We start from the raw sequence: 18,468 nt of genomic DNA, 5'->3' as shown, positions 1-18,468 counted from the left end.
ACCCCAGCACCGCGCTGGAGAAGGAGGACTCGCAATGCGCGAGCCGAACAACACCACCACCATGGCTGGCGGCCCCAACGCCGCCCGGATAAATGCAGAGCTCGTAGCCCGTCTCGAAAGGCTCCCGCTCACCCGGCGCCTGACCCTGATCCGCGTGATCATCGGGTCCGCCACGTTCTTCGACGCCTATACCGTCCTGGCCATCGCCTTCGCCATGCCGCAGCTGTCCACGGAATGGCACCTGACGGCCGGGGAGATCGGGATGATCCTGTCAGCCGGATACGTCGGCCAGATCTTCGGCTCACTCTTCTTTGGCCAGCTGGCCGAAAGGATCGGCAGACTTCCCGTCCTGCTCATCACCATCCTGCTCTTCGTCTCCATGGACGTCGCCTGCCTGTTCGCGTGGGGCGCCGCGTCGATGATCGTCTTCCGCTTCATCCAGGGCATTGGAACCGGTGGTGAGGTCCCGGTGGCCAGCGCCTACATCAACGAATTCGTTGGGGCGAAAAAGCGCGGCAGGTTCTTCCTCCTCTACGAGGTCATCTTCCCCGTGGGCCTCATGTTCGCCGGCATCGCCGGGTACTTCCTGGTCCCGGTGGTGGGCTGGAAGGCGATGTTTATCGTCGGCATCGTCCCCGCCCTGCTCACCATTCCCATGCGCTGGCTGATGCCCGAATCCCCCCGCTGGCTCGCCTCCCGGGGACACGTAAACAAGGCTGACATGGTTGTCACCATGCTGGAAAATGAAGCCCGAAAAGCAGGCCACGCCCTTTCCGAGCCCGTTGTGCGCCCCGTGGACCCGAAAGCGACCGCCCGGACCGACTGGCGCGAACTCTTCTCAGGCATCTACCGCAAACGCACGCTCATGATCTGGATGCTTTGGATCTGCGTCTACATGGTCAACAACGGCCTTATCACCTGGCTCCCAACGCTCTATAAGCAGACCTTCAACCTCCCGCTTCAGGCCAGCCTTGCCTACGGCTGGGTGACATCGGCAGTAGGCGTCGTGGCGTCCATCCTGTGCGCGCTCCTCATCGACCGCGTGGGCCGCAAGCGCTGGTACTCATGGGCATTCCTCGCCGCTACGGTCCCGCTGGTAGTGCTCACCGCCCTCGGCGCCGTCTCCGCCACGCAGGTTGTGGTGTTCGCCAGCATCGCCTACGCCATCCTCCAGACCATCTCGTTTTCCCTCTACCTCTACTCGGCCGAGCTCTACCCGACGCGTCTCCGCGCCATCGGCACCGGATTCGGAAGTGCCTGGCTTCGGGCAGGCTCCGCGATCGGGCCCATCCTGGTCGGCTGGATCGTGGACAACTACGGGGTCAGCTACGTCTTCACGGTCTTCGCCGCAGTCGCGCTCATCGGTGGACTGGTCACCATCTTCTTTGCCATCGAAACCAAGGGCCGGGTCCTCGAGGAACTCTCGCCCTGACCCGCACCACAACCACAAAAACAAGGAAACGTACGACGCCGGGTGGGCACCCGCCGTCGTACGTTTCTGTTTGCCAGGTCTACAACTGGCCGGTGGGGCCGCTGTCCTTGACTTCGCCACGCCAGCCTCCGGTTTCGGTGCCGCGCGATTCAACGAAGTCCTTGAACTTGCGCATGTCCGCCTTGACCTGCATCTTGTCGATCTTCAGCGCCGCGCCTGCCTTTTCGGTGACGGTTTCCGGGGCCCATTCGAAATGGACTTTGACCTTGGTGTGAGTAGCGTCCAGCGGCGTGAACCTGACGATACCGGCATGCGACTTGCCGTCGACGCTGCGCCAGGCGATCCGGTCATCGGGCTCCTGGTCGACAATTTCAGTGTCGAACTCCCGCCTGACGCCACCCACCTTGGTAACCCAGTGGTTGGTGGTGTCCGTCAGCTGGGTTATCGATTCCACTCCGGACATGAACCGCGGAAAGGATTCGAACTGGGTCCACTGGTTGTAAGCGGTACCCACCGGGACGGCGACTTCAACGGTCTCTTCAACCTCTTCGAAGTGTTCCATCTGCTTCCTCCTTATGACGGACGGCCGCAGCGACAGACCGGCAGCACTGGCCTTCCTGCCAGTCAGGCGGCCGCCACCCCAGCACGATAAGTCCGGCAGCTATCTGTGTCCAGAGCCTTGGAATTCCCAAGCGTACGACGGCGGGTGGGCGCCCGACGTCGTACGCTTCCGGTTGGTGCCTACCCGCTGAAGGCGACCTTTTCCCAACTCAGGACGTCCTCACCCGTGGCGCTGTTGCCGGCCACAGTGAAGCGCACATAGTCCACGGCGTTGTTGGCGCCGTCCACGGTGATGCGCCGCAGGTTGTCCGCTGGGGCCGAGCCGTAGATGCCCAGCCACGGCGATCCCGCGGCGAGGGGCTGGTTCTCCGCGAAGACGTGGCTGTCACCGTTGATGAGGTAGACCGGTGCGTCGAAGTGGTTGCTTTCCTCGACGATCGCCTGCACGATCCCGCGGAAGCCGGAGACGGTTTCGGGATTGGCGGTGGCGTCGGCCAGGAGGGAAGGGTCGAACATGTCGGCCTGCTGCATGAGCACCACCGCGCGCTCATTGCTGCGCCTGGCGTCGGCGAAGGTCTGGTGGATCTGGGTGATGACGGCGTCCGTCCGGTGCTCCACCTCCGCCAGCTGCTCTGGGGTGGGTTCTGTCTTGCCCAGGCCCGTCCACGGCAGGAGGGAGTTGTTGCTGCCCTGGACGTTCAGGACGGAGAAGGCCACCCGGTTCTTGGTGAAGCGGACGTCCTCGGGCAGGCCCAGGTTCGCCTGGGACTTCACCGGCATGGTGGCGCCGAGTGTCTTGCCGGGCTGGTTGAAGAAGACCTCCCGCAGTTTGTCCAGGCGTTCCAGCGGGTTGTAGGCGCCGTTGTTGGCGCGGTGGCAGTCCACCCATTCGTTGTCGCCAGGCGTGTAGACCAGCGGGTGGGTGAAGGTGTCGAACTGGGAGCGGATGTAGGAGAAGTACCCGTCGGAGCAGACGGAGGAGCCGTTCTTGATGTCGCCCACGTGTGCTACAAACTTCAGGTCCTTGTCGGCGTTGAGGTCCTGGATGCGGGACGGGAACTTGGCGATCTCGGTTGCGCCGTAGGGGATGTCGCCGATCGCGGCGAAGGTGAAGGCCTGGTTGTTGTCGCTGCTGCTGTCCGCAGCCTGTATTCCGGCGAATGCGGGCTGGGACGCAAGGAGGCCAAGCGCCAGGGTGAGTGCCGCCGTCGTAATTTTCAAAGTCTTTGTGGGCATGTGATTGCTCCTGTTTCTGCTAAATGCCTAGGCGCCGCGGGCGGTGAGGAACTGCTGGAGGCCGGCGAGGTCGTCGGTGTTGATGTGGTCCACGCCGGCGTCGGCCAGTTCGGTCCAGACGGCGTCGCGGGCGGCGCCGGGCTGGTCCGGGGTGGCCCAGAAGCGGACGCGGTAGCCGTTGGCGTGGGCCGTGGCAACGAAGGCGCGCAGCTTGGTCCGCTCGGATTCGGGCATGGGGCCCACGCCTTGCCAGGTGAAGAGCTTGGTCCAGTTGTCGCTGACCAGGGGCATCAGGGCGGCGGGGAGGCCTGAGGCGAGGTCCGTTGAGCGGCCGTCGTAGAAGCTGAAGCGCTGGGTCTGTGCCTGCATGGTGGCCAGTGGGCGGTTGCCGCTGATGACGGCGGTCACCGGGCCGGTCTTGACGTTGCCGTTGGTGTAGCGGCTCATGATGCCGCGGTGCTCGGACAGTTCCTGTTCGACGGCGGCGTAGGTGGCCTCGCCTTCGCTCTTGATGTCGATCAGGAGTTGGAGGCTGCCGTCCCACTGGGGGTAGACGCTGTGGCCGGGCTGGCTGCGGACCAGGTCCTGGAGCGGGTCGAGGTAGAGGCTCTCGAGCGTGACGCCCTGCTTGGCGTCGGCGAGGTCGTGGGCCACCCGCAGTTCGCCGTCCACAAGCCACACGTCCGCCTCGACGCTGGTGAAGCCGTGCTCCAGGGCGTCGAACAGGGGCTGGTCATGCTCGTAATCATTGTGGGCGTGTGTCCCGGCAAGCGGCTGGCCGACGACGACGGGAGCCGGCCTGGGTGCCTCAGCCGGGGCTTGAGTCTGCGCCTGGGCCGGGGCTACGGCTGTCCCGGCAAGGGAAGCGAGGATGGCGACGGTGGCGAGGGTGCTTTTCACGAACACGGAGTACTCCTGGTGCGTCGGGGATGTCTGCCCGGCCGGGGTGTGACGGGCGGAAGGGTGCCCGAACAGCTTGCTGTGCCTGCTGGAACGGTTTGGAGCGCTTTGGTTGATGGTGGGTAAACGGAAGGGAACAACAGGCCGGTCCCTACAGGACCGGCAGGCTGCTTCCAAGACCGGCACGGATGTCTACTTCACTTCCAGGACCGGCACGGATGATTGCTCCACGTGGCGCCGTGGTTGGACGCGGTCCTGGCTGTGCCGGGGCGCACACCAACGGAGCACGCCGACGGAGAGCATGAATACCCCGGCTATGACGCAGCCAGATAATCCACGCATACTGCTTCCAAGAGGCTTCCTTCTCCGGGCAGGAAGCCCGGCGGCCACAGTGGCGGTTCCCGGTCCGGTTGTTCGGCGTTGTATTGGCGCCCGGTGGGAGAGATCCAGCCGGGTGGTTCGTTCCTGGCGGCTGGTCCGGGGCTCCAGCCCGTTCGGTGCTTGAGCCTGTGGTGCTTGGGGCACAGCTGACCCAAGTTGCTGATTCCGGTAGTTCCGCCATGTTCCCAGGCTGTGAGGTGGTCTGATTCATTATCCAGGCTGGCGTTGCTGCAGCCGGGAAAAGTGCATTTTCCATCGCGCATCCGCAACCACCGCTTCAGTGATTCCGGGAGGCGGTAGCTGGTCCGGCTGATTTCCAGCGGTGCCCCGTCCCGGGGATCCACGAGGACCCGGTAGAACGAGCCGGCACCTTCCGTGACGAGCCTTCGGGCCATCGACGCCGGGATGGGTCCGTAGCCGTCAAGCTCGGCGGCCTCGTCCGCGGTTCCGAGGAGTGAAAACACCGGCACCGTGACCAGCACGTCGGCTTTAAGGGAGGGCGCCGCGCCAACTTCCTGGGCTGGATTGCCCAACAGCAACCCCGCAGCCACATCCGCCCTGAGCTGGGCAAGCGTCCGCGGTTCATCCGGGCCCTGCAGGCCGCGGGCCATGGCGGACATCCTGTTCCAGACCGCGCATGCCGTGTCCGCCCGCATGTACAGCGAGACCCATGCCATTCCGTCCCGGTCCAGGGAGTACTCCATCCGCCGGTCCCCTGCGCACTTCGCGTGCCTCGAATCCAGGGACTCCGGGTGATGCCGTTCCCGCCAGGAACGGACTTTCCGACGAAACCGGGCCGGCACCAATTCGCCAGCAGCGGCTCCCCTGGCCGCGTTCGGTGCCTCCGGGTCAAGGAAGTGAGCTTCCAATGAAGCGGCCGCAGCGGGGTTGAGGCCAGAGGTTTCGTCCACAAGGATCCGTGCGTGCTGCCAGGAAATGCTTCCGTCCTGGAGCGCATCCAGCGTCGACGGCAAAGAGCTGGTCAGCGCCTGGGCTTCCCCCAAAAGTGCAGACGCGGCACGTTCACCGATGGTGAGGACGCAGGCAACCTCTGCCACCATGCTCATTTCCCGCGCCGACGATTCATAGGCACTTTGCGCCGGCCCTTCCAACGCATCTGACGCCTCTGCGTAACCGGCCAGCAATTGGACCTTCGCCGCGGCTGTGGCAGCTTCGATCCGGGCCACCACCGCCAGGCCGTCCAGGCAGGACTCGGAAAGTTCCCGCAGAGGATCATGGCCAGCCATGCCGTCTCCACGAGCCGACGCTTCCGAGGAACGGGCAAGGACTCCGGCCAACTCGTTCACCAGTCCGGCCAGGGAGGTGACGGCAGCCGGCAACCCGGCCCTGCGTCCCGCGTCCACAACCGCTCCGGTTTCCATACCCAAATGCTGTCACTGGGGTCTGACAATTCGAGTTCCGATTCAACCTGTCCACCGTGCTGAGGCAAGCGATTGTGTTCATCAGGACATCGGCGCACACATCTCCAGCCATGGTTCTTCGGGGCCCATGCGCTGAACGGGGCGGCCAGGACTGTGCATCCGCGCCACCTGGCCTTGCCATCATCGGGAGGCAGACGTGGGAGGTATCCGTCAGTTGCCCGGGAGCAAACACTTGGGAAACTGCAGGCGAACTCCCGGACGGAAAGCCCAATCCGCTACTGGCGAGTAGGAATACTCGAATTATGAACACTTACACTCGTCGTCAAATGCTAAGGTCCGCAGCGGTGGTTGCGGCAGCAGGTGGCAGTGGCTCGCTTTGGGCCGGGACCGCCGCGGCCAGCGCGGCCGCAGCTGGTACGGGGATTTTCGCCTACGGTGTTGCCTCGGGCGACCCATTTCCTGACAGCGTGCTGCTCTGGACACGGGTCACGCCGTCACCTGAGGCCCTGCCCGGGAGCGGGCTGGGCCCGGAGGTCACGGTGGGGTGGGAAGTCGCGGCTGATGCAGACTTTAGAAAAATAGTTGCCCGCGGCATCGCCAACGCCAGCCCGGCCAGGGACCACACCGTCAAGGTTGTTGCGCCCCGGCTCTCCCCAGGCACCAGTTACTGGTTCAGGTTTACCTTGGGGCAATCAGTTTCCCCCGTGGGCAGGACCCGAACAGCACCCGCCGCCGGTACCCCCGTGGACCGGCTGAAGTTTGGCGTGGTGTCATGCGCCAACCTGCAGGCCGGCTATTTTTCCTCTTACCGCCACCTCGCCGCCCGCGGAGACCTCGACGCCGTGCTTCACCTCGGCGATTACCTCTACGAATACGGGCCTGGCGAATACCAGGCACGTGACGTGGTGGTCCGTCCCCACGAGCCTGCCCACGAAATGACGCAGTTGGCCCACTACCGCCGCCGGCACGCACAATATAAGACCGACCCGGACCTGCAGTCGCTGCACGCCGCCGCGCCGTTCATCGTGACCTGGGACGACCACGAATCGGCCAACGACGCCTGGAAGGGCGGCGCGGAAAACCACACTGAGGGAGCCGAGGGAGCGTGGGATGAGCGTTTTGCCGCGGCACATCAGGCCTACGCCGAATGGATGCCAGTGCGGTACGAACCTGGCGGCCAACTTTACCGGCGGTTGGACTTCGGTTCCCTGGCCAGCTTGTCCATGCTGGATTTGCGCTCCTACCGCGATCATCAGGCCGCCAACGCAGCCGACCCCACCGTCGGCAGCCCTGACCGCAGCATCACTGGCGCCGCACAGATGGACTGGCTCCTTGGCAACCTGAATTCCACTGGCCCGCAATGGAAGCTGGTCGGCAACCCGGTCATGATCACGCCAGTGCGCGTCCCGTCATCGCTGAGCACGGCCGAACTGGGCGGGGTGCAGAAACTTATGGGCGGCACCACCATCGACGGGGCGCAGATCAACGTCGACCAGTGGGACGGCTACGAGGCGGATCAGCACCGCGTCATCAGCCACCTGCGGGACAACGCGGTCAAGGACACTGTGTTCCTGACCGGCGACATCCACTCCGGCTGGGCATGCGACATCCCGGCCGATCCCGCCACCTACCCCGTCACGGGCGATTCCGTGGCGGCCGAACTTGTCTGTACTTCGGTGACGAGTGACAACCTGGACGACATCCTCAACGTGCCACCCCGTACGGCCTCCGTCGGCGTCGAGAGCGCCATCAAGGGGGCAAACCCGCACGTGAAGTACCTCGATTTCGACTCGCACGGCTATTCCGTCCTGGACGTCACGCCCGGCGGAGTGCGGATGGATTGGTATGTCCTCGCCGAGCGAACTTCCGCCGGCTCAGGATCCACCCTGTCCACCTCGTTTAATATCGCAGCCAACACCGGCAAAGTAACGCCGGCACAAGGAGGCCTCTCTTGAGCTCATCAACCCATCAGAACCCAGGACGCCGGCAGTTCCTGAAACTCGCCGCCGCAGGAGGTTCCGCCGTCGTGCTTTCCGCCGCCCATGGGGCGGCATGGGCAGCACCCGCCGCCGAACGTGTGCGAAGCTACGTGCTGGTGGTGGACGGCTGCCGCCCAGACGAAATCTCCACCACGCTGACCCCACGGCTGGCCGCGCTCCGGGCCGCTGGCACCAACTTCCCGGCAGCCCGGTCGCTCCCCGTCATGGAGACCATTCCAAACCACGTGATGATGATGACGGGTGTCCGTCCGGACCGCTCCGGGGTCCCTGCCAACTCCATCTTCGACAGCACGGAAAGTGTGGTCCGCGACCTCGACCGGCCCACCGACCTGCACTTTCCAACTATTTTGGAGCGTTTGCAGGAGCGCGGACTTACCACGGGGTCTGTACTCAGCAAGAAGTACCTTTACGGCATTTTCGGAACCCGAGCCAGCTACCGCTGGGAACCCCAGCCGCTTCTCCCGGTAACCGGCCACGCACCCGATCTGGCCACAATGGACGCCCTGCTGGCCATGGTCAGCGGGCCGGACCCCGACTTCGTGTTCACCAACCTGGGCGACATCGACCGGGTGGGGCACTCCGACCTCACCGGCACCACGCTGCGGGCGGCACGCGAGGCCGCGCTGATGAACACTGACCAGCAGGTGGGACGTTTCATCGATCACCTCAAGGGCACGGGCAAATGGGAGTCGAGCGTGATCATGGTGCTTGCTGACCACTCCATGGACTGGTCCATTCCCACCAATGTGGTTTCCGTCGACCTGATCCTGCAGGCACGCCCTGACCTCCAGGCCAACATCAGGATCGCCCAAAATGGCGGGGCGGACCTGCTGTACTGGACCGGTTCCGCAGCGGACCGCCTTGCGGGATTGGCCGCCGTCGAACAGCTTGTGGACGCGCATGAGGGAGTGCTGTCAGTACATAAGCACGGCGAACTCCGGCTCGGGGCCGAGGCGGGAGACCTGGTGGCCTATTGCCGGGCGGGCTGGCGCTTCTCCGACCCGTACGTGATCTCAAATCCGATTCCCGGTAATCACGGACATCCCGCCACGGAACCTATCCCCTTCTTCATTACCGGCGGCAGCCCCAAGGTAGTCGCGGGGGTTTCTTCGGATCCGGCCAGGACGGCCGACGTGGCGCCGACCATTGGCGCGATCTACGGACTCAACCCACCGGCCGGCGGCTATGACGGGGCTTCCCGGGCAGGAGCACTTGGGCTTTAAGCGGCCGGCATGGCACGCGGCCGCACAGCCGCGTGCCATGCCGTCACTCCTGCCGGAACGCCGGGATGCCCGTGATCCGCTGACCCAGGATTAGGGTATGGACCTCGTCCGTACCTTCATACGTTCGCACTGATTCAAGGTTGTTAGCGTGCCGCAGCGGCGAGTAGTCCAGGGTAATTCCGTTTCCCCCAAGGATGGTGCGGGCTTCGCGGCAGATGGCAATGGCCTCCCTGACGTTGTTCAGCTTTCCCACGGAGATCTGAACTGGCTCCAGCGTCCCGGAGTCCTTCAGGCGTCCGGTATGAAGCGCCAGCAGGGTCCCCTTTTGGATTTCCAGCAGCATATTGACCAGTTTTTCCTGCGTAAGCTGGTAGCCGGCGAGGGGCTTGCCAAACTGGAGGCGGTCGCTGGAATACGCCAAGGCCGTTTCGTAGGAGTCCCGCGCGGCACCCATAGCCCCCCAAATGATTCCGTAACGGGCCTCATTAAGGCAGGAAAACGGGCCGCTGAGCCCGCGGGCACCGGGCAGGAGCGCAGTGGACGGCAGCCGTACTTCATCGAGGCTGATGTCACATTGAATGGAAGCCCGCATGGACAGCTTCGAGTTGATGGGCGTCGCAGTGAAGCCGGGGGTGTCCGTCGGGACGATGAACCCGCGGATACCTTCGGTAGTGTTGGCCCAGATGACCGCAATCTGGGCGACTGAGGCGAGCCCGATCCAGCGCTTTGCGCCGTTGATGACCCAACCGCCGTCTCCGTCGGGCGCCGCGAAAGTTGCCATGCTGGAAGGATCGGAGCCGGCCGTGGGCTCGGTGAGTCCGAAGCAGCCGATCTTCTCGCCCCGCGCCATCGCCGGCAGGTGCTCGTTCCGCTGCTCCTCGGACCCCCACTTGTGGATGGCACTCATGGCCAGGGAACCCTGGACGCTGACGAAGGTCCGAAGCCCGGAGTCGCCGGCTTCCAACTCCATGGCGGCGAGGCCATACTCGACGGCGCTGCGGCCCGGGCATCCGTAGCCCTTGAGGTGCATCCCGAGGACCCCCAACTCCCCAAGCTCGGGAACAAGCTCGAGCGGGAAGTGGGCGTCCTCATACCACTCGGCGATGTTGGGCCGGATCCGTTCATCCACAAAGGCACGGACAGTGCTGCGCAGCTCCAGTTCCCTGGAGGTCAGGAGGTTGTCAAGGTTTAGCACGTCGTCGAAGACCAGGGCAGGTGCGGTTACGGTCACGGTGATTCTCCTGGCAGGTCAAGGGAAGGGTTGGCGTCAGCACGGGCGTACTTGCACCCGGTGACCCGAACCACTGTGCCAGCCTGATTGCCGTCAGATCCAATACCTAATAATGATTCCGGTTATGCCCCATGCGCATCAATGGACGATTCAGTCCGGCGATGGAAGGACCTCTTCCGACAGCCCAAGGACCTCGCGCAGCGCCGGGCTGGTGTTGTCCTTCCGCCAGACCAGCCGCAGTTGGATGGGGTCAACCGGATCATCAAGGGGAATGAACACGACACCCGGGTGGCTGAAGTTTTCCGGCACGGAGGACACTGTCAGGGCGACACCGATCTCGGCTGCCACCAGCGCCATAAGAGTCTGGGAATCCGGCGCCACCTGGGCAATCTCCACGACGTAACCTGCGGCACTGGAGAGCCTTCGAAGGTGGTCATGGAGGATGGCGCCGGGGTGCTCCGGCAACGTGACGAAAGGCTGCCCCGCGAGGTCTGCCATACGCAGCGAAGCCTGTCCGCCCAGGGGGTGGCTTTCATACAGGGCAACGACGAGCCGCTCGTTGGCCACGATCCGCGAGTCAAGGACAGCAGGAATGAAATTCCAGCGGCCCAGGCCGACTTCCATGGACCCGCTCATAACCTTGTCCATGGCCGGAAGGGCGAAATTGGAGCTGGACAGCTCAAAGTCGATTCCCGGGTGCACCTCCCGGACACGCTTGGCGAGCTTGCCAACCATGACATGCGAGGAAACCCCGGCAAAGGCGACCCGCACGCGCCCGGTTTCGCCGCGGCCCACCGAGGCGACCGCGAGGCGGCCCCGCCGGCACCCCTCGAGTATCTCGCGTGCCGGGCCGAGAAGGGCCTCACCCGCGGCGGTCAGCTGCACCGTGCGCGTGCTGCGGATAAACAGCGGCGCCTTCAGTTCGTGCTCAAGCCGCTGGATGGACCGGCTCAGCGGCGGCTGGGCCATATGGAGCCGACGCGCGGCCCGACCGAAGTGCAGTTCCTCTGCCACGGCGAGAAAGGCCCGGATCTGGTGTATCTCCACTTCCGCTCAGCTCCTGACCAGGTAAACGTCGTTGTTCATACGCCCAACATACCGAAGGCAGACCCAGCTGACATTGATGGCGCTGAGGTATCAGTCCGGCACCCAATGTGTATTGGACGCGAATCAGTCCGCTTGGGAAGGTAGGTGATGCACACCACAAAGCGGAGGAAGCAGATGACACAACCGATCAACGAACCGGTTTCCAGCGGACATAGTCGTCCCGCTGGCAGTGACGACAATCCTGAAGGTGGCGTCCTGGGCCGGGCCAGCGCGGGTCCCCTCGCCGGCGTTGTGGTGGCAGATTTCAGCAGGGTGCTGGCAGGCCCGTACGCCACCATGCTCCTGGCTGACATGGGCGCCACGGTGATCAAGGTGGAGGGACCTGAGGGCGACGACACCCGCACGTATATGCCCCCCGTACGGGACGGCGAGGCCACGTTCTTCCTCGCGGTTAACCGCAACAAACATTCCATTGCCCTGGACCTGAAAGACCCGGAGGACCTCAACGTTGCGCGTTCCCTGATCGCCAGCGCTGATGTCATGATCGAGAATTTCAAGCCCGGCAACATGGCGCGGCTGGGCTTGGATTACGCGTCCGCGGCCGAACTGAACCCGAACATTATCTATGCTTCCATCACTGGGTTCGGTACTGGAGCGGGCGCACATATTCCGGGGTATGACCTGTTGGTACAGGCCGCATCGGGGATGATGAGCCTTACCGGGGACCAGGACTCCCAACCGTACCGGGCAGGCATCGCGCTGTTCGATGTCATCACGGGCCTGCACGCTGCCATCGGCATCCTGGGGGCACTACACCACAAGGACCGGACCGGCGAGGGTCAGCTGGTGGAACTGAACCTGCTGACCTCGGCCCTGTCCGGAATGGTGAACCAGTCTGCGGCCTATGTAACGGGCGGTGTGGTACCGACCAGGATGGGGAACGAACACCCCAGCATGTATCCATACGCTCCGATGCAGACCGGGGACGGCACTATCATCATCGCGACGGGAAATGATGCCCAGTTCGTCCGGCTGTGCGAGGCGCTGGGGATTCCCGGAGTCGCCCGTGATCCAAAGTTCGTCACAACTCTGCAGCGCAACGCCAACCGTAACGAGCTGCGCGGCATCCTCCACGCCCAACTGGCCAGCCAGTCAGCCGACGAATGGTTCCGTGAGCTCTCCTCGGCAGGGCTGCCCTGCGCTCCGATCCAGGATGTCCGCGGCGGTGTGGAGCTCGCTGAACAGCTGGGGCTGAACCCGGTAGTGATGGCTGGCGACGGGCCCCGGAAGATACCCACGGTCCGCCATCCTGTCGAGTATTCCCTTACGCCGGTGGACTATTCGCTCGCACCCCCGGGATTGAACGAAAGCTCCCGCTTGGTGCGGGAATGGCTACTCCATCGGAAAGCCCTGGTCGATGCCTGAAACCTACCGGACCCGAGTCTGCCCACGATGGTCCGACCAGGACCTCAACGGGCACGTCAACCACGCCGCCGTCGTCACGCTCCTGGAGGAGTCAAGAATCAAATGGCGGTCTTCGATGCCGGGCATACGCCGAGCCGAAGCGACCCCCACGGTGGTAGCCAGCCTCGAAGTGAACTATCGGCGGCCAGTCCACCACGGCGAAGACCTGGAGGTTGAACTCGCGGTGACCAGGATCGGCACGAGTTCGTTCAGCCTGGAATTCAGGGGCAGCCAATTCGGGGCGGTCGCCGTAGACGGCCGTACCGTGCTGGTTTCAGTCCAGCCGGACACTGGCAAGTCCCGGCCCCTGGCGGAACACGAGCGCCACTGGCTCACCCTTTTCCAGCCTTCACATCGAACTGCAGACCCGCAGGGCAAATGGGTCCCCGATCACACACCACTGGAGCTCACTCAATGAAACGCGAAACGGCCGCGAACGGCACCGATTTTTACCTCATGGACGATTTCCTCAGCGCTGAGGACCGGGCGCTCCGGCTGAAAGTCCGCGCCTTCGTCGACAAAGACCTGCTGCCGGTCATCAACGGCTATTGGGAACGTGCCGAGTTCCCCTTCGAACTTGTACCCAAACTTGCCGGGCTCGGCATCGTCGGAACAACCATTCAGGGCTACGGATGCCCTGGGCTAAGCCGGCTTGCCGCGGGGATTGTCGCCGCCGAGGTCTCCCGCGGCGACGGTTCCGTCAACACCTTCCTCGGCGTCCAGTCCGGACTGGCGATGGGAACCATCAACATGCTCGGCAGCGAGGAGCAAAAGCAGCGCTGGCTTCCTGCCATGGCCGCCCTCGGCAAGATCGGCGCCTTCGCCCTGACCGAACCCGAGCACGGGTCTGACTCCGTGGCGCTCGAAACCAGCGCACGGCGCGAGGGGGACAGCTACATCATCAACGGGCGCAAACGCTGGATCGGCAACGCCAGCATGGCCGACGTCGTCATCATCTTTGCCCGCGACGAAGCGGATGCCAAGGTCAAGGCGTTCGTGATGGAGCGTAACGAGGACGGCAGCTTTCCAGAGGGGTATACCACCGAAGTCATCACCGGCAAGATTGGCAAGCGGGCGATCCTCCAACCGGACATCACCCTTGAGAACCTCCGGGTCCCGGCGGCCAACCGGCTCACGGAATGCCATTCGTTCAAGGACGTCACCAAGGTACTCACTTCCACACGCAGCGGCGCCTCCTGGGAGTCCTACGGCCACGCAATGGCCGCTTACGAGATCGCAGTGGACTATGCCAAGACCCGCCAGCAGTTCGGCAAACCAATCGGCAGTTTCCAGCTGGTGCAAAACAAGCTGGCCAACATGCTTGCAGAACTGACAGCCATGCAGCTGATCTGCTTTCGCCTTGCCGTGCTGGCCGAGGACGGCCGGATGACCGGGCCCATGGCCTCCATGGCCAAGATGCACACGGCCCGGATAGCCCGCTGGATCTGTTCAGAGGCACGGGACATGCTCGGCGGCAACGGAATGCTGCTGGAGAACCACGTGGCGAGGCACATGACCGACATGGAGGTCGTCTCCACCTATGAGGGCACGGACTCGATCCAATCCCTTCTCGTTGGCCGCGAGATCACCGGCCTCTCCGCCTTCAGCTAGCTCCCGGGCGGGCCCGACCCGGGCTTGCCAAAGCACGCTCCAAACACCAGCAAAGGAAATGTCATGAGCAATTTCACCAACCGGGTGGCAGTAGTCACTGGAGGGGCGCAGGGAATCGGCGCAGCCACCGCGCTGAAACTGGCCAATGGCGGCGCCACTGTCGCCGTCCTGGACCTCAACGAGGACCGCGCCAAGGACACCGCGCAGCGTATCTCGGACCACCCGGACGTCGTGGCGGCGGGCGGAAAGGCCCTTGCCGCCTGCTGCGACGTCACGGATGAGGCAGCAGTAGACCGGGTATTCGATGACATCCACCGGGAGTTCGGCCGGCTGGACATCCTGGTAAACAACGCCGGGATCACCCGCGACAACATGTTCTTCAAGATGGAGCGGCAGGATTGGGATTCGGTCCTGGCCACGAACCTCACCAGCGCCTACCTCTGCACGCGCGCTGCCCAGCGCTACATGGTTCCGGCCAAGTACGGCAAGATCGTCTCGCTCAGCAGCCGCAGCGCGCTGGGCAACCGCGGCCAGGCCAACTACGCGGCTGCAAAGGCCGGTATCCAGGGCCTGACCGCGACGCTCGCCATCGAACTTGGTCCGTTCAACATCACGGTCAATGCGGTGGCGCCGGGTTACATCGCCACCTCAATGACTGCCGCAACGGCAGAGCGGGTGGGGGCCAGCCCGGCCGAGCACCAGCAGGCGGTGGCGGAGCGAACCCCACTGGGACGTGTAGGCCAGCCGGAGGAAGTGGCAGCGGCCGTGGCTTTCTTCGCCGGTGACGACTCCTCTTACATCTCCGGCCAGACCCTTTACATCAACGGCGGGGCCCGCTGATGCCCGAGGCATTCCTCGTCGGGGGCGTCCGTACCCCGGTGGGCCGTCACGGCGGCGTGCTCGCCACTGTCCGTCCCGACGACATGGCCGCGCTTGTGCTGCAGGCCGCAGTGGACAGGGCCGGCGTCGATCCTGCCACCGTTGACGAGGTCATCTTTGGCTGTGTTAATCAGGCCGGTGAGGACAACCGTAACGTTGCCCGGATGGCCGCACTGCTGGCCGGGTTCCCGCACGCCGTACCGGCCGTGACCGTCAACCGGCTCTGTGCCTCCGGGCTAACAGCCATCAGCATGGCGGCGCAGTCGGTGCGCAACGGTGACGCCGACCTTGTGGTGGCCGGCGGCGTAGAGTCCATGACCCGCGCGCCGTGGGTGATGGCAAAGCCGGAGAAGCCCTACTCCAAACCGGGTGAACTCGCGGACACCTCAATCGGTGCGCGGTTTGTTAACCCGCGGATGGAGTCGGGGGCACTGTTTTCCATGCCCGAAACGGCAGAAGAGGTAGCGAAGCGGGAGGGGATTTCCCGTGCCGACGCGGACAGCTTTGCACTGCGCTCCCACAACCTGGCAGTGGCGGCGATCGACGCCGGCCGCTTCAGCGACGAGATAGTCCCTGTTCCGGTCACGGGCAGGCGGGGGGAAGTCTCGCTGGTAGTCACCGATGAGGGACCCAGACGCGGGTCAACCGCTGATGCCCTGGCCGCCCTCCGGCCGATCGTGGCGCCCCGCGGAGTGGTCACCGCTGGCAACTCCAGTTCCCTCAACGACGGCGCATCAGCTGTATTGGTCGCCAGCGGCGAGGCCGTGGAGCGCTACGGGCTCACGCCCCGGGCCCGCATCGTGACCAGCCAAGCGGCCGGTGTGGCGCCGGATGTAATGGGCATCGGCCCGGTGCCTGCGACACAAAAGGCCCTGGCCAAGGCGCGCTGGGACCTGGCCGAGGTGGGGGCCGTCGAACTCAACGAGGCGTTCGCAGCGCAGGCTCTGGCCTGCATTCGGCTGCTCGGAATGGATGAGGGAACCGTCAACAACGACGGCGGTGCGATCGCCCTGGGCCATCCCCTGGGCTCCTCCGGATCACGGATCGTCGTCACGCTACTGGGCCGGATGGAACGCGAAGACGCAAACCGCGGCCTGGCCACCATGTGCGTGGGCCTGGGCCAGGGCGTCGCCATGCTGCTGGAGAGGGTCTAAATGAAACTGTTCAAGGACGCCGCCGAGCTCGCCACCATGGCTGGCCAGGAAATCGGGGTGAGTGGATGGCATACCCTGGACCAATCCCAGATCCAGGCTTTCGCCGATGCCACCCTGGACCAACAGTGGATACACACGGACCCGGAGCGGGCAGCAGGCGGGCCCTTCGGGGCCACTGTCGCCCACGGCTACCTCAGCTTGTCGCTGCTGCCATACCTGGCCGGCCAGGTATACCGGGTCGACGGGGCCGCGATGATCATCAACTACGGCCTGAATAAGGTAAGGTTCCCGGCGCCGGCCAGGGTCAACTCACGCATCAGGGACCGGCTGACGCTGGCATCGGTGAGCGAGACGGCCAATGGGCGGCAGCTGCAGTTCAATCACCTGATCGAACTGGAAGGCTCACAAAAGCCTGCCTGCATAGCGGAGACTGTCTCCCTGCTCCCGAACTGAACTGCCCTTGAAGACCTTGCACCACCATCCGAACAATGACGTTTGCCTCCGGGCCTGCCGACAGGCTCTACACAAGGGAGAAACCCCATGGTCACAGAAAACCCAAACCTGAAATATGCCGCCGCTGAGCCGCAGGGCCTGGTATCGGAGCTGGAGGTGGCGCCGGCTGAACTGCGCCGCACCTCCATTTCGTCGTTCCTTGGTTCCGCCTTGGAATACATGGACTTTACGCTCTACACCCTGGCGGCAGCGCTGGTCTTCGGGCCGCTCTTCTTCCCCAACACGGACCCGGCGATGGCATTGATGGCGAGCTTTGCCGCCTTCGGTTCAGGGTTTCTCGTCCGGCCCCTGGGCGGGATCTACTTTGGCTACCTTGGCGACAAGTATGGGCGGAAATCCGTCCTGGTCATCACCGTGGGGATGATGGGTATCGCCACTTTGGGAATGGGTCTGTTGCCCACATTTGCCCAGATCGGGGTCGCGGCCCCAATCCTCCTTGTGCTCCTGCGGCTTATCCAGGGCTTCGGCGCGGGCGCGGAGCTATCCGGGGCCTCGCTGCTGCTGGTGGAATCCGCTCCTTCCGGTAAGCGCGGCTTTTACGGCGCCGTGGTGGCACTGGGAACTGCGACCGGTGTGCTGTTGGCCAGCGGACTGTGGCTGCTGCTCTCGCAGATGCCCAAGGACGATTTCCTTGCCTGGGGATGGCGTATTCCCTTCCTGCTCAGCGTCGGTACCACCCTAGTAGCGCTCTACCTTCGTCGCAGCGTGAGCGAATCACCGGTCTTCGAGGCGGTCAAGGCGCGGCGTGCCGCAGCACGTCTGGAAGCCAGGCAGCAAAGCATCTGGCGTGACGCCGCGGATGCCAAAAAGGCCTTCCTCGTCTCACTGGGTATCAAACTCGGCGAAAACGGTTCGGTCTACCTCGTCAAGGGCTTCCTTATCGGCTGGACGGTATCGGTGGTGAAAATGGACGCAAACCTCGTCACCACCGGTGTAACACTCGGCTCCGTCCTGGGCGTGGCCACAGTCTTGCTGACCGGGAAGCTCACTGACCGATTCGGCCGCCGCAGGGTCTGGCTCTGGCTCTCCGGATTCCAGTTTGCCTTTACGATTCCCGCGATGCTGATGATCGAAACGCGTAACCCTGTGCTGGTGGCCCTGGTCTTCGTCATCTTCGTTGGCGGTCCACTGCCGAATCTGTACGGCGTGGAGTCAACCTGGCTGGTAGAAATGTTCGGGTCCAAACGCCGCTTTTCCTTCATGACCACGGTCAAGGAAATCGGCGCCGTCCTGTCCGGCGGTCTCGGCCCCATCATTGCAGCCAGCGTCGTTGCTGCGACCGGGCCGGGGTGGATCCCGGTAGCCGGAATCCTCATGGCCTACGCTGCGATCGGTATTGTGGCAGGGTTTTTTGCGCCGGAAACCAGGGGCCGGGACCTCAATGCGGAGGCCGACGCTTTCTAAGCCCAGGAGCCGGGCCAGCGTGAACCTGGCCTTCTTCCGTTGGGGAAGGC

The 18,468-nt window shown here is 64.2% G+C and carries 16 protein-coding genes; 10 read left to right on the top strand and 6 right to left on the bottom strand.

What is annotated here, in order from left to right:
- Positions 1 to 34 precede the first annotated feature (34 nt).
- Positions 35 to 1,432, top strand: a complete 1,398-nt coding sequence (locus tag AC6JAM_RS11475) for an MFS transporter (RefSeq protein ID WP_018770661.1) — start codon at positions 35 to 37, stop codon at positions 1,430 to 1,432.
- A gap of 79 nt (positions 1,433 to 1,511) precedes the next feature.
- On the opposite strand, the gene AC6JAM_RS11470 is transcribed toward AC6JAM_RS11475, so the two are convergent.
- The 4 genes from AC6JAM_RS11470 to AC6JAM_RS11455 form a co-directional block, all read right to left on the bottom strand.
- Positions 1,512 to 1,994: an SRPBCC family protein gene (locus AC6JAM_RS11470; RefSeq protein WP_018770662.1), complete on the bottom strand. Its 483-nt coding sequence runs from the start codon at positions 1,992 to 1,994 to the stop codon at positions 1,512 to 1,514.
- A 179-nt stretch (positions 1,995 to 2,173) separates the two neighbouring features.
- The gene (locus AC6JAM_RS11465) at positions 2,174 to 3,229 is read right to left on the bottom strand and encodes a hypothetical protein (RefSeq protein WP_497934701.1); all 1,056 of its coding nucleotides are present in this window, start codon (positions 3,227 to 3,229) and stop codon (positions 2,174 to 2,176) included.
- 27 nt (positions 3,230 to 3,256) lie between these two features.
- Positions 3,257 to 4,135: a phosphatidylinositol-specific phospholipase C/glycerophosphodiester phosphodiesterase family protein gene (locus AC6JAM_RS11460; protein WP_497934700.1), complete on the bottom strand. Its 879-nt coding sequence runs from the start codon at positions 4,133 to 4,135 to the stop codon at positions 3,257 to 3,259.
- A 308-nt stretch (positions 4,136 to 4,443) separates the two neighbouring features.
- Positions 4,444 to 5,892: an HNH endonuclease signature motif containing protein gene (locus tag AC6JAM_RS11455; RefSeq protein ID WP_497934699.1), complete on the bottom strand. Its 1,449-nt coding sequence runs from the start codon at positions 5,890 to 5,892 to the stop codon at positions 4,444 to 4,446.
- Between the two features lie 302 nt (positions 5,893 to 6,194).
- Between AC6JAM_RS11455 and AC6JAM_RS11450 the strand changes: the two genes are divergently transcribed.
- Together AC6JAM_RS11450 and AC6JAM_RS11445 are read left to right on the top strand one after the other, a co-directional pair.
- Positions 6,195 to 7,847: an alkaline phosphatase D family protein gene (locus AC6JAM_RS11450; RefSeq protein WP_497934698.1), complete on the top strand. Its 1,653-nt coding sequence runs from the start codon at positions 6,195 to 6,197 to the stop codon at positions 7,845 to 7,847.
- Complete coding sequence (locus tag AC6JAM_RS11445) at positions 7,844 to 9,115, top strand: alkaline phosphatase family protein (protein WP_497934697.1); 1,272 nt, start codon at positions 7,844 to 7,846, stop codon at positions 9,113 to 9,115. Before AC6JAM_RS11450 ends, AC6JAM_RS11445 begins: the two co-directional genes overlap by 4 nt.
- 43 nt (positions 9,116 to 9,158) lie before the next feature.
- Here AC6JAM_RS11445 and AC6JAM_RS11440 read toward each other — a convergent pair whose 3' ends face one another.
- Together AC6JAM_RS11440 and AC6JAM_RS11435 are read right to left on the bottom strand one after the other, a co-directional pair.
- Positions 9,159 to 10,346, bottom strand: a complete 1,188-nt coding sequence (locus AC6JAM_RS11440) for an acyl-CoA dehydrogenase family protein (protein ID WP_497934696.1) — start codon at positions 10,344 to 10,346, stop codon at positions 9,159 to 9,161.
- Positions 10,347 to 10,496: 150 nt separating this feature from the next.
- On the bottom strand, positions 10,497 to 11,393 hold the full coding sequence (locus AC6JAM_RS11435; RefSeq protein WP_497934695.1) for a LysR substrate-binding domain-containing protein: 897 nt from the start codon (positions 11,391 to 11,393) through the stop codon (positions 10,497 to 10,499).
- A 174-nt stretch (positions 11,394 to 11,567) separates the two neighbouring features.
- On the opposite strand from AC6JAM_RS11435, the gene AC6JAM_RS11430 reads away from it, so the two are divergent.
- From AC6JAM_RS11430 to AC6JAM_RS11400, 7 genes are all read left to right on the top strand, one after another.
- A complete protein-coding gene (locus tag AC6JAM_RS11430) occupies positions 11,568 to 12,818 on the top strand; it encodes a CaiB/BaiF CoA transferase family protein (protein WP_497934694.1) in 1,251 nt (416 codons plus the stop codon).
- Positions 12,811 to 13,275: an acyl-CoA thioesterase gene (locus AC6JAM_RS11425; RefSeq protein WP_018770671.1), complete on the top strand. Its 465-nt coding sequence runs from the start codon at positions 12,811 to 12,813 to the stop codon at positions 13,273 to 13,275. Before AC6JAM_RS11430 ends, AC6JAM_RS11425 begins: the two co-directional genes overlap by 8 nt.
- Positions 13,272 to 14,468 (top strand): acyl-CoA dehydrogenase family protein, encoded by a 1,197-nt coding sequence (locus tag AC6JAM_RS11420; RefSeq protein WP_497934693.1) that lies wholly within the window; start codon positions 13,272 to 13,274, stop codon positions 14,466 to 14,468. Before AC6JAM_RS11425 ends, AC6JAM_RS11420 begins: the two co-directional genes overlap by 4 nt.
- A gap of 63 nt (positions 14,469 to 14,531) precedes the next feature.
- Positions 14,532 to 15,308: a 3-oxoacyl-ACP reductase FabG gene (gene fabG, locus AC6JAM_RS11415; protein ID WP_018770673.1), complete on the top strand. Its 777-nt coding sequence runs from the start codon at positions 14,532 to 14,534 to the stop codon at positions 15,306 to 15,308.
- Positions 15,308 to 16,501, top strand: a complete 1,194-nt coding sequence (locus AC6JAM_RS11410; RefSeq protein WP_223992758.1) for a thiolase family protein — start codon at positions 15,308 to 15,310, stop codon at positions 16,499 to 16,501. The genes fabG and AC6JAM_RS11410 overlap by 1 nt, the downstream gene beginning before the upstream one ends.
- Entirely contained in the window at positions 16,502 to 16,954 is a 453-nt protein-coding gene (locus AC6JAM_RS11405; RefSeq protein WP_018770675.1) for a MaoC family dehydratase, read from the top strand.
- Between the two features lie 87 nt (positions 16,955 to 17,041).
- A complete protein-coding gene (locus tag AC6JAM_RS11400) occupies positions 17,042 to 18,418 on the top strand; it encodes an MFS transporter (RefSeq protein ID WP_223992760.1) in 1,377 nt (458 codons plus the stop codon).
- Positions 18,419 to 18,468: the final 50 nt, after the last annotated feature.

The organism is Arthrobacter sp. GmRoot5-12, from assembly GCF_059739365.1.
The sequence above is the reverse complement of the archived record's forward strand: the minus strand, read 5'-3'. Positions and strand labels throughout refer to the sequence as shown.

Coding starts and splice junctions, on each gene's coding strand:
- AC6JAM_RS11475 (WP_018770661.1), top strand. CDS start 35: ATGCGCGAGCCGAACAACACCACCACCATGGCTGGCGGCCCCAACGCC.
- AC6JAM_RS11470 (WP_018770662.1), bottom strand. CDS start 1,994: ATGGAACACTTCGAAGAGGTTGAAGAGACCGTTGAAGTCGCCGTCCCG.
- AC6JAM_RS11465 (WP_497934701.1), bottom strand. CDS start 3,229: ATGCCCACAAAGACTTTGAAAATTACGACGGCGGCACTCACCCTGGCG.
- AC6JAM_RS11455 (WP_497934699.1), bottom strand. CDS start 5,892: ATGGAAACCGGAGCGGTTGTGGACGCGGGACGCAGGGCCGGGTTGCCG.
- AC6JAM_RS11450 (WP_497934698.1), top strand. CDS start 6,195: ATGAACACTTACACTCGTCGTCAAATGCTAAGGTCCGCAGCGGTGGTT.
- AC6JAM_RS11430 (WP_497934694.1), top strand. CDS start 11,568: ATGACACAACCGATCAACGAACCGGTTTCCAGCGGACATAGTCGTCCC.
- AC6JAM_RS11425 (WP_018770671.1), top strand. CDS start 12,811: ATGCCTGAAACCTACCGGACCCGAGTCTGCCCACGATGGTCCGACCAG.
- AC6JAM_RS11420 (WP_497934693.1), top strand. CDS start 13,272: ATGAAACGCGAAACGGCCGCGAACGGCACCGATTTTTACCTCATGGAC.
- fabG (WP_018770673.1), top strand. CDS start 14,532: ATGAGCAATTTCACCAACCGGGTGGCAGTAGTCACTGGAGGGGCGCAG.
- AC6JAM_RS11410 (WP_223992758.1), top strand. CDS start 15,308: ATGCCCGAGGCATTCCTCGTCGGGGGCGTCCGTACCCCGGTGGGCCGT.
- AC6JAM_RS11405 (WP_018770675.1), top strand. CDS start 16,502: ATGAAACTGTTCAAGGACGCCGCCGAGCTCGCCACCATGGCTGGCCAG.
- AC6JAM_RS11400 (WP_223992760.1), top strand. CDS start 17,042: ATGGTCACAGAAAACCCAAACCTGAAATATGCCGCCGCTGAGCCGCAG.